Source organism: Bordetella pseudohinzii (assembly GCF_000657795.2).
GTDB classification, from domain to species: Bacteria; Pseudomonadota; Gammaproteobacteria; order Burkholderiales; family Burkholderiaceae_B; genus Bordetella; species Bordetella pseudohinzii.
In genome coordinates, this window is sequence record NZ_JHEP02000001.1 from 214,842 (window position 1) to 224,521 (window position 9,680).

General features: G+C 68.0%; 8 protein-coding genes. 1 reads left to right on the forward strand and 7 read right to left on the reverse strand.

What is annotated here, in order from left to right; genetic code table 11:
* Positions 1-3: 3 nt before the first annotated feature.
* The 4 genes from L540_RS01015 to L540_RS01030 are packed head-to-tail and all read right to left on the reverse strand — an operon-like array spanning position 4 to position 3,938.
* Positions 4-1,209, reverse strand: a complete 1,206-nt coding sequence (locus L540_RS01015; protein ID WP_082149498.1) for an acyl-CoA dehydrogenase family protein — start codon at positions 1,207-1,209, stop codon at positions 4-6.
* A gap of 1 nt (position 1,210) precedes the next feature.
* Complete coding sequence (locus L540_RS01020) at positions 1,211-1,987, reverse strand: enoyl-CoA hydratase/isomerase family protein (protein ID WP_043209462.1); 777 nt, start codon at positions 1,985-1,987, stop codon at positions 1,211-1,213.
* Positions 1,988-2,007: 20 nt separating this feature from the next.
* Positions 2,008-2,952, reverse strand: a complete 945-nt coding sequence (locus L540_RS01025; protein ID WP_043209359.1) for a Bug family tripartite tricarboxylate transporter substrate binding protein — start codon at positions 2,950-2,952, stop codon at positions 2,008-2,010.
* Positions 2,953-2,966: 14 nt separating this feature from the next.
* Positions 2,967-3,938 (reverse strand): Bug family tripartite tricarboxylate transporter substrate binding protein, encoded by a 972-nt coding sequence (locus tag L540_RS01030; RefSeq protein WP_043209361.1) that lies wholly within the window; start codon positions 3,936-3,938, stop codon positions 2,967-2,969.
* 181 nt (positions 3,939-4,119) lie between these two features.
* On the opposite strand from L540_RS01030, the gene L540_RS01035 reads away from it, so the two are divergent.
* The gene (locus tag L540_RS01035; RefSeq protein ID WP_043209364.1) at positions 4,120-4,713 is read left to right on the forward strand and encodes a TetR/AcrR family transcriptional regulator; all 594 of its coding nucleotides are present in this window, start codon (positions 4,120-4,122) and stop codon (positions 4,711-4,713) included.
* 31 nt (positions 4,714-4,744) lie between these two features.
* Here L540_RS01035 and L540_RS01040 read toward each other — a convergent pair whose 3' ends face one another.
* The 3 genes from L540_RS01040 to L540_RS01050 are packed head-to-tail and all read right to left on the reverse strand — an operon-like array spanning position 4,745 to position 9,670.
* The gene (locus L540_RS01040; protein ID WP_043209366.1) at positions 4,745-5,524 is read right to left on the reverse strand and encodes an efflux RND transporter periplasmic adaptor subunit; all 780 of its coding nucleotides are present in this window, start codon (positions 5,522-5,524) and stop codon (positions 4,745-4,747) included.
* An 8-nt stretch (positions 5,525-5,532) separates the two neighbouring features.
* Entirely contained in the window at positions 5,533-7,515 is a 1,983-nt protein-coding gene (locus tag L540_RS01045; protein ID WP_043209369.1) for a preprotein translocase subunit SecA, read from the reverse strand.
* A gap of 1 nt (position 7,516) precedes the next feature.
* Positions 7,517-9,670, reverse strand: a complete 2,154-nt coding sequence (locus L540_RS01050) for an efflux RND transporter periplasmic adaptor subunit (protein ID WP_043209371.1) — start codon at positions 9,668-9,670, stop codon at positions 7,517-7,519.
* Between the last annotated feature and the right edge of the window lie 10 nt (positions 9,671-9,680).

Below are 9,680 nucleotides of genomic sequence, written 5' to 3' on the forward strand. Positions count from 1 at the left end.
GCTTCAGACTCCGAAAAGCGCGCGCGCGATGACATTGAGCTGGACCTCGGTCGTCCCGCCGGCGATGGTCTTGGACCGTGCGAAGAGGTAGTTCTGCACGGCCAATCCTTCGGCGCCCGCCTGTCGCGCCTCGTCCAGGAAGCGCGCCGCGCCCACGGGGCCGTGCACCATCAGGGCGATGCGGGAGATGTCCTGCGCAATGCTGCTGCACGCCAGCTTCAAGGCCGAAGGACGCGCGCCCAGCGGCTCCTGGCGCATCATCGCGTCGATGGCCGAAGCCAGCATTTCGCGCGCGCTCTTGATGCGCGCGGCCAGCGACAGCAGCTCATTGTCCAGCCCGCCATAGTCGCGCGCCGCATCCCTGTGCTGCGTCAGCAGGCGCGCCAGGCCCCGCCACTGCCGCATCAGCTGGGCCACGCTGGCCGGCGGCAGGCGCTCCCGCTCCAGGAGATACTTGGCGCAGGTCCAGCCCTCGCCCTCCGGCCCCAGCAGTCTCGCGGCCGGCACGCGCACATTCTCCAGAAAGACCTCGTTGACATGATGCCAGCCGTCGATGGTGTGTATGGGCCGGTGACTGATGCCCGGGCTGTCCATATCGATGAGGAAAAGCGATATGCCCTCCTGCTTGCGACCTTGGTTCGAGGTGCGCGCCAGCAGATAGATGCGGTCGGCCTCATGCGCATGCGAGGTCCATATCTTCTGGCCGTTGATGACATAGTCGTCGCCGTCGCGCTCGGCGCGGGTGCGCAGCGAAGCGAGGTCGGAACCGGCGCCGGGCTCCGAATAGCCCTGGCACCACCAGTCGCTGGCGTCGACGATGCGCGGCAGGAACTCCGCTTTCTGCGCCGGCGTGCCGAAGCGCATGATGACCGGCCCGATATGGCCCAGCCCATGGTGGTAGAGCGGCGGACAATCCTCGTCGGCCATGACTTCTTCGAAAATCATGCGCTGGCGCAGGGTCCAGCCCGTGCCGCCCTGTTCGCGCGGCCAGCCTGGCGCGGCCCAGCCTTGCGCATGCAAGAGGCGCTGCCAGCGGCTGTAGACCGCGCGCGTGATCTTCTCGCCCGCGGCCACATGACGGCGGATCTCGGCGGGACATTGTTCGCGGGCGAAGGCGCGCAGCTCGGCGCGGAACGCCGCATCCGCCTCGCTTTCGGCATAGCCGCCCGTGGGCAGGGCCAGCAGGCGGGCATCGATCTCCAAGGCCATGTCAGCGTCCCTTGTAGACGGGTTGACGTTTCTCCAGGAAGGCCTGCTGGGCCTCGCGCGCATCCTCGGTGTCCGACAACGCCACCGTGATGTTCTGCTCGAAGCGATAGCCCTCGCGCGGCGGCATCGCCACGGTCACCTGGGCGGCCTGCTTGGCATAGCGCAGCGCGATCGGCGCCTTGCCGGCGATCTCCTGGCCCAGGGCCAGCGCATAGGGCATCAGCTCCTCGGGCGGCAGGCTGGCCTCGATCAGGCCCAGGCGATAGAGCTCATCGGCGGACACCTTCATGCCGGTGAAGAACATGCGCCGCGCCCGCGACTGGCCGAAGATGCGCTGCAGCAGCGCGGTGCCGCCGGCCAGGCCGACGTTGATCTCGGGCATGGACACATAGGCATTGTTGGACGCCACCCAGATATCGCAGGCGGCCATGAGACCGAAACCGGCGCCCAGGGCCGGGCCATTGACCGCGGCGATGACGGGCTTGCCGCACTCGCTGATCGCCAGGGCCGACTCGCGGACCAGGCGGTTGTGGCGCCAATAGGCGCCCGGGCCGCGCTGCTTGATGGCCGGCCGTTCGGAGACGTCGGCGCCGGCCGAAAACACCTTGGCCTTGCTGGTCAGGATCACGCAGCGCACATCGGCGTCATCATTGAAGCTGTCGAAGACGTCGATGATTTCGGCGCGCATCTGCGCGTTCTGGGCATTGACCGGCGGACGGTCGAGATAGACGATGGCGACATGGCCGTCGCGCTCGATTTTCAGGCACTCGAGATTCATGATGCGCTCCATGGGAAAGATCACTGCAGGTCCACGCCGCTATCGACCAGCGCCTTCAGGCGGGCCGATTCATAATCCAGGAAACGGGCAAAGGCCTCGGGCGTGCCGCCCTCGACAAGCAGCGAGGTCCTGTCGATGGCCGCCCGCGTGGCGGGGTCCGCGACAGCGGCCCGCAGATCCGCATTGATCTGCCTCAGCACCGCGTCGGGCGTGCCCTTGGGCACGAAGAAACCAAACCAGCTGCCGAACACCAGGTCCACGCCCAGCTCGCGGAAGGTCGGCACGCCGGGCGCGCCCGGGTGGCGTTTCTCGCTGGCGATGGCGATGGCGCGCAGGCGCCCGGCCTGGACGTTGACCATGGACGACGGCCCGTCGAAGATGCCGTCGACCATGCCGCCCAACACATCGTTCATGGCCGGGCCGGTGCCCCGGTAGGGCACGTGCGTGATCTGCACGCCCTCGGCCTTGGCCCATAGTTCGGCGGCGATATGCGGGCTGGAAGCCATGCCCGAAGAGGCCAGGCGCAGATTGCCCGGCGACTTGCGCGCCTTGGCCAGCACGTCATCCAGCGTATGCAGCTCGCCCTTGGCCGGCACCACCAGCAGATTGCGGCTGTTGCCCAGCAGCATCACCGGCCGCAGGGCGTCCTTGCCATAGTTCATATCCTTGCGCAGCACGGGATTCGAGGTATAGGCATAGCTGGTGAGCAGCAAGGTATGCCCGTCCGGCTCGGCGCGCGCCACGCTCTGCGTGCCGAGCATGGTCGCCGCCCCGCCCTCGTTCTTGACGATGACCGGCACCTTCCAGCGCCGGCCCAGGAACTCGCCGATGGCGCGCCCATAGAGATCCGTCACCCCGCCCGGCGCATAAGGCACCACGATGGTCACCGCGTGGTCGGGAAAAGCCTGGGCGCTGCCCAGCCCGCACATGGCCAGCGCGCAGGCGGCCAGAAACCGTTTCATCATTTTGTCTCCTCTCCTTATTCGGCTTTTATGCCGGCGCGTTCGATGAGCGCGCGCCATTTCTGTTGTTCGCTCTCGACCAGGCGGCCCATGTCGGCGGGCGAGCCGCCCGCCAGCGACGTGCCTTGCGCGAAACCCGCCTTGACCGCCGGATCGCGCAGCACGCTGTTCAAGCTGGTATTGAGTCTTTCGATGATGGCCGGCGGCGTGCCCGCCGGGGCGGTGATGTAGTTGACCGGCACCGCCTCGAAACCGGGCAAGGTCTCGGCGATGGCCGGCACCTGCGGCGCGGCCTCATTGCGCGCCAGCGAAGAGACGCCCAGGGCGCGGACCTTGCCGGCCTGGATCAGCGGCAGATAGACCGACAGCGTGTCTATGGTCATGGGCACCTGCCCGCCGATCAGGTCGTTCTGCGCCGGCCCCGTGCCGCGATAGGGCACATGGAAAATATCCACGCCCGCGGCCTGCCGGAAGAGTTCGCCGGCCAGATGGCTGGTCGAGGCGACGCCGGAGCTGGCAAAGCCCAGCTTGCCGGGATGGGCCTTGGCATAGGCGATCAGCTCGGCCACGCTGCGCACCGGCAAGCTATTGCTCACCACCAGCACATTGGCGCCCTCGCTCACCCGCCCTACCGGCACGAGATCGCGCGAGGGGTCATAGCTCAAGTGCTTGAACAGAAAGGGCGCGGTCATCTGCTGGCCCGGCGTGGTGTACAGCAAGGTGTAGCCATCGGCCGGCGATTGCGCCACATGGCCAGCGCCCAAGGTGCCGCCGCCGCCAGGCCGGTTCTCCACCACGACCGGCTGGCCCAGCGCCTTGCCCCAGGGCTCGGCGATGCGGCGCGCATTGGCGTCGGCGCCGCCGCCGGGCGCGAAAGGCACGATGAGCCGCAAGGCGTGATCGGGAAAGCTGCCGTCCGCGGCCCCGGCCGGCGCCGCGAACTGCGCGGCCGCCGCCAGCGCCAGCGGGATCAAAAGTCCGCTGCGCATGCTTGTCTCCACCTATATCGGGGTTTTGTCGCCGCAAAACTTGTCCGGCCTCCCGGTTTTTTCCTTATGCTTGGAACTTACCGACCGGTCGGTTGGTTCCAAGGATAGACCTGAATGCCAGGGAAATTCAATCCCGGTGGATTCCCTTATCATCACCCCGTCTTCTTCTACAGGGCCCTTTATGACCGCGCGCGACCCAGGACGCTACGACCAGATCATCCATGCCGCGCGGCGCCTGATCGCCCGCCACGGCTACCGCGGCACGTCCTTGAACATGATTGCCGCCGAGGTCGGGGTCTCCAAAGCCGCCCTCTATCATCACTTCCCGGACAAAGACACGCTCTACCGCAGCCTGATCGCGGCCGGCATGGAGCATTTGTTCAATGAGGTGCGGGCCGGCATGCAAGCCGCGGGAGAGGACCCGCGCGAACGGCTCTATGCCTTCATGCGCGCCTCGGTCGATTACTACGAGCAGCACCACGACAGCTGGATGTCGGGCTCGCAGTTGTTCTGGACGGCGGAAAGCCCCGAACACCGCGCCCTGGTCCTCACCTGGCGGGATGCCTACGAAACCTTGCTCAAGGACGTCCTGCGCGACGGTGTGCGCGGCGGGCAATTCCGGGCCGACACCGACATCAGCCTGGCCAGCAAGTTCCTGCTCTCATCGCTGAACCAGCTGTCGCGCTGGTACCGCCCCGGCGGCGGCAAGAGCGCCCGCGAGATCATGGACCGCTTCGTGGACATGTTTCTGCACGGCGTGCAGGCTCCCGGCTGAGCGGCCCCGGCGGCGGGCGGCCGCCCTGCCCTCAGAAACGGATCGAGCAGCGTATCCCGGCCGGGATGACGTGATCCTTGTTGGGAATGGTGAGCAGCACCGTGAAGGTGCCGCTGGCCGCGTCCATCACCCGGTCGATGCGCCAGACCTTGGCCTTGAGCGCCTGCCCGCTGATGGCCGGATTGACGTTGACCTGGGCTTCGGCCTCGTGCTTGATCTGTCCGTACAGGCCCTCGGGCACCACCACCTTGACCACCAGCGGATCGATCTGCGCCAGCTTGACGATCTTGTTGTCGTTGACGCGGTCGCCCGGGCCGGCGTAGCGCTCGGCCACCACGCCGTCAAAAGGGCTTTTGATGCTGCGTTCGGCCAGGATGGCCTGCTGCAGGGCTACCTGCAATTGCGCCTGGCGGCTGCGCGAACTCATCTCGTCGTAGTCGCCGGCCGGCAGCAGCTTGCGCTTGTAGAGATCGGCATTGCGGTCCACGACGCGGCTCAGATAGGCCGCCTCGGCGCGGCGCAGGCCCAGCGTGGCCTCGTCGACATGGGTGTTCAACTCCGCCACGACCTGGCCTTTCTTGACCGAATCGCCGCGCTGCACCAGCACCCGTTCAAGCACGCCGGCCGAAGGGCTGCCCAGTTCCGACACCTGGAAGGGCTCGATCAAGCAGGCCATGGGATGGCCCAGGCTGTCCTGGGGCGCCGCCCCGGTCAGCGGCGGCAGCGTGGCGTCCGGCGGCAGGCCCTGGGCCAGGGCGGCGGATGCCAGGGAAGCCAGACAGGCGGAAAGGACGAGCGTGGAAATCTTCATGATGGGTCTCAGTCGCCCTGCCCGGAAAATGACAGGGAATTTTCGAGTTCTTCGTCCGCGGCCACCATTTGGCGTCGCTCGCGGGCCAGCTTGCTTTCGGTGCGCGCCTGGGCATGGCGCAGCCAATGGACGGCGATGCGCCGCCAGCCCGGGCCCTGGGCGGCCAGGAGCGCGCCCACCGGCCGCGCCCACAGGCTGTCCTTGACGCTGTCGAGCACGGCGTCTTCCAGCGAGAGGATGGCCTCGGCATGGCCGGGATCGCCCTGGCGGCCGCTGCGGCCCTCCAGCTGGCGGTCGATGCGGGCCGACTCATGCCGCTCGGTCAGGATGACATGCAGGCCGCCCGCCTCGCGCGCGGCCTGCGACAGCGGAATGTCCGTGCCGCGGCCCGCCATATTGGTGGCGATCATGATGCTGCCGATTTCGCCGGCGCGCGCGATGAGCGCGGCCTCGTCGGCATCCTGCTTGGCATTGAGCACGACGGCGGGCAGTTGCGCCTCGGCCAGCACCCTCGCCGCGGCCTCGGAAGCCGCCACCGAGCGCGTGCCGATCAGCACCGGCACGCCGCGCGCGTGCAATTCGCGGCAGCGCTCGCGCACGGCCGCCCACTTGTCCGCCATGCTTGCATGCACGCTGTCCGGCGCATGCAGCCGGCGCGACTTGCGGTGCGTGGGAATGCGGACCACCGGCAGGTTGTAGACGCGGCCGAGCTCCGCGCGGATCTCGGCCGCCGTGCCCGTCATCCCCGCCAGCAGCAGGTAGTGCTTGAAAAAGCGCTGATAGCTGATGCTTTTCAAGGTGGCGCGCGGATCGCTGAGTTCCAGCCCCTCCTTGTGTTCGAGCATCTGGTGCACGCCCTGGCCCCAGGAGCGGTCCGGCATCACCCGTCCGGTGAATTCATCCACCACCATGACCTTGCCGTCGCGCACGATGTATTGCTCGTCCAGCTTGTACAGATGCAGCACGGTCAGCGCGCTGAGGATGAGCTCTTCGCGCCGGAAGGGAATGCTCCACGGCGCGGGCAAGGCCGCGCAGGCCTGGCGCAGATGCTCGCGTCCGGACTCGGTGAGCACGGCGCGCCGCTCCGCGGGCTGGATGCGGTAATGCAAGGCCTGCATGGCGCCGGCCAGCGCCATGGCCTGTGCGGTCACCGCGCCGCCGTCCTCTTCCTGCACGCCGGAGATGATGAGCGGCGTGCGCGCCTCGTCGACCAGCACGCTGTCGGCCTCGTCGACGATGGCAAAGCACAGTCCGCGCAGAAAGAGCTGCTGCAGGCGCCCGCCCTCGCCGCGCAGACGCTCCAGGCGCAGACGGTCTTCGTCGCGGTCATCGTCCAGCACGATGAGGTCGCGCAGATAATCGAAGACCAGGGTCTTGTTGGAGCAATAGACAATATCGGCCTTATAGGCCTCGCGCCGGGCCTGCGGGGTCATTTCCATGCTGACCCAGGCCACGCTCAGGCCCAGCGCCTCATAGAGCGGCGCCATGATCTGGGCATCGCGCTCGACCAGATAATCATTGGTGGTGATGACATGCACGGGCAGGCCGGCCAGCGCCGCCGTGGCCGCGGGCAAGGTCGCCGTCAGCGTCTTGCCTTCGCCGGTATTCATTTCCGCCACCATGCCCTGCAGCATGGCCCAGCCGCCCAGCAGCTGCACGTCGAAATGCGCCTTGCCCAGCGCCAGCTTGCCGGCCTGGCGCACCAGCGCGAAGGCGCGCGCCGCGCCGGCCGTGGTGATGCCATGGCAGCGCAGGTCGAAAGCGACCTCGTCGGCCCGCGCGCGCACGCCGGCCAGGTCCAGGTCCGCCAGCCGCGCGGCCTCGCGATGCACCCGCGGCAGGATGCGGCGGGTCAGCCACAGCGGCTGGCGCCGCTTGCGCGACAGCCAGCGCAGCATGCCCGTGCCCCAGGCCTCCAGCTTGTTGTCGGGCCGCTCGCTCTCTTTTTCGGGATAGAGCGGATCGGGCGCGAGGGCGGCGAAGCTGTCCATGTCAGAGCTTCAGCTGGCGCAGCACCATCTGGCGCACGGCATCATAGGCCTGCAAGGCCAGCGGCCGGGGCTCATGGGAAAACTTCACATAGACGCGCGCGCCCAGATAGGCGCGCGGCGCGTCCTCGGGCAGCAGCAGGTCCATGACAAAGAGATTCTCGGCCGACTTGGCGCGCCCTTCCTGCGATTTGCGCGGGTCCACCCCTATGCTGCCGCCGCCTTGCAGACTCAGGGCCAGGCTGGGCAGCTCATCGGTGGCCGCCGGCACTTCGCGCGCGATGCGCGCCGCGAATTCCCGGCCTGGATCCTGCACCAGGCGCACCCGCAGGCCGGCCAGGGAGCGGTGGATGCGCTCCAGGCTGGATTGCGGCACCACCACCCGCACCGTCTCGGCCGCGGTCAGCACATAGCCCAGCAGTTCGCCGCGCTGGACATAGCGCCCGGTCATGTCCTCGGGCTGGGCCGAGACATAGCGCCCGGCATGCTGGCTGCGCACCTGCTGCGACTGCACCTGCTCGGCGATGGCGCGCCGCTCGGTCTGCAGGCTTTGCCACTGGTGGCGCGCGATGGCCGCCTGCACCTGGTTCTGGGCATAGGCCTGCACATAGCGCGCCTGGTATTCATCGGCCTGGGCGGCCAGCATGGCGTTGCGCCGCTGCAGCTCGTCGTTTTCGAGCAGCAGCAGCGGCGTGCCGGCGGCGACCGGCGCATCGTCGGCGGCCTGGCGCTCGCGCACGAAACCGGCCACCGGCGCGCGCACCTGCGCCGTGGGCGGCACCCAGACCACGCCTTCGGTATCGGTCGAGGATGGCATCGGCAAGAGGCCCACCAGGCCGGCGGCGGCCAGCACGCACAGCCCGGTGATCAGGTAGGAGCGGCCCCGGCGCGCCTGGATCTGCGGATCGGTGAACAGATGGCGCGCCAGGCGCCACAAGGGCATCACGAGGGTGTTCAGGATGGCCCAGCAGGCCAGCAGCACGCCGAAGAAAAAGAACTGCCCCGCCACCAGGAAGATGGCCAGGAACATGACGAACATGCGGTAGACAAAGGACAGCAGCGCATAGCCCGCGAACCACCATTGCTCGCCCCGGGTGGCGCGCGGCGCCTCCACGGCGGCCAGGCCCAGCACATAGCGCTTGAACAGATAGCCCAGCCAGGCATTGGCGCGCTGGGCCAGGTTGGGGATCTCGATCGCATCGGCCAGCACGTAATAGCCGTCGTAGCGCAGCAGCGGATTGCCGTTCATGAAGAGCGTGGACACGCCGCACAGAATGATGACGTTGTAGGCCAGCGAGCGGCCCAGGCCGGGGTCGAGCTGCGTCCAGGCGATCATGGCCAGGGCGGCCAGAAAGAGTTCGACCAGGATGCCGGACGCCCCCACCAGCATGCGCCAGCGCTTGTCGGCAAAGCCGGCCGCCGCCGAGGCGTCCACATAGGGGATGGGCACCAACAGCAGGAACATCACGCCGATCTCGTGGACCTCGCCGCCGCGCGCCTTGACCGCGCAGGCATGGCCCAGCTCGTGGATGGCCTTGACCACCGGATACACCAGCGCCATGGCCAGGACATTGCCGGCCGAGAACACCTGGTCCCAGACATTGTGCGTGAGCGCCTGCCAGTTCATCGCGCCCAGCGAGGCGCCGTAGAGCACCACGGCCAGCCACAACAGGCCGCCCGCCCAGGTAAAGAGCCAGCGGTAGTATGGCAGCCCGGCGTTCAGCCAGCGGTCGGGATCGACCAGGGGCAGCTTCAGCGCGCTCGGGTTGCCGATGTACTGCTTGATCTTCTGCGCGCGCTGGCGCCGGCGCCGCTGCACCAGGTCGCGCACATCGGGCGCCCGGTCGGTGACCAGCACATCGGCGCGGTGCAGCTGGGCCAGCAGGCGGATGACCTCGTCCTGCGGCATGGCGTCGTCCTCGAGCTGGCTGCAGGCGATCTCCCAGATCTGCTGCACGCTGCGCCGTCCGTCCATGAGGCTGATCAGCAGATTGGCCTCGGGCGTATAGCGGTGGAATTCGCCGTTGCTATTGTCCTGCATCACATACCAGGTCTGGCCGCGGTAAGTATGCCGATGGATATGGATATGCGAGCGCAGGCGCGGGCGCAGCGCGCTGACGCGATGCCAGGAATTGCTGTAGAGAGCGGTGACTGCCATGTGCTGCGTC